Consider the following 1,033-nt stretch of genomic DNA (forward strand, 5'->3'; position numbering starts at 1 on the left):
GCCGTTGGGGGTCAGCGGCAGTGCATCAAGGTGCACGAAAGCGGCCGGAATCATGTAGTCCGGCAGTTGGGTTTGCAGATGACGGCGCAGGGCGTCGATGTCGACTGCTTGTGGCGAGGTAAAGTAGGCGACCAGGCGTTTGTCGCCGGGTACGTCTTCGCGGGCCAGCACTGCAGTTTCGTTGATGTCCTGATGCTGCGCGAGCTTGGCTTCGATCTCGCCCAGCTCGATGCGGAAACCGCGGATCTTCACCTGGTCGTCGTTGCGCCCCAGGTATTCGATGTTGCCGTCAGGCAAATAACGTCCCAGGTCACCAGTGCGGTACATGCGTGCATTGAGAGCGGTATTGAACGGGTCTTTGAGGAAGCGTTCGGCAGTCAGGTCGTCGCGGTTGAGGTAACCCCGAGCCACCCCGGCACCGCCGATATAGATTTCACCGGCCACACCCAATGGCACCGGTTGCCCGTGCTCGTCCAGCAGGTAGAACTGGGTATTGGCCACCGGTTTGCCGATGTGCGCGGCAAAACCGTCTTCACGAGCCATCGACACCCAGCTTGAGTAGGTGGTGGTTTCCGAAGGGCCGTAAAGGTTGCACAGGCGTTTGATCTGGGTCTGTTCAAACAGGTTTTCCACCAGGCTGCGTTTGAGCGCTTCACCGGCGACGTTGACCGTGTGCACGCCTTCGCTCAGCCCGCCAGATTCCAGCAACGCCTTGAGCGCCGAAGGCACGGTGTTGATCAAGGTGATGTCGTGTTCGCCCTGTTGCAGTTCCAGCACATTAGTCACGACATCGATGCTGCCGCCGGACGTCAGTGGTGCAAAGCACTCGTAGACCGCCAAGTCGAAGTTCAACGAGGTGGAGAACAAGGTTTTGGCCAGTGTGGCCTGATCGAACGAACGATGTGCCCAGGTCAGGAAGTTCACGGTGTTGCGGTGTTCGATCATCACGCCTTTGGGCAAACCGGTGGAGCCCGAGGTGTAGATCACGTACGCCAGGTGCGACGAGGTCAGGTCCGCGACCTGCGGATTAGAC

1 protein-coding gene is annotated in these 1,033 nt (G+C 59.4%); it reads right to left on the reverse strand.

Features of this window, described 5'->3' with window-relative positions; translation table 11 throughout:
* Positions 1 to 1,033: amino acid adenylation domain-containing protein (locus GIR22_RS25815; protein WP_154746096.1), on the reverse strand; the 1,033-nt coding region annotated here is incomplete at both ends.

This window comes from Pseudomonas karstica (genome assembly GCF_009707515.1).
Lineage (GTDB): Bacteria > Pseudomonadota > Gammaproteobacteria > Pseudomonadales > Pseudomonadaceae > Aquipseudomonas > Aquipseudomonas karstica.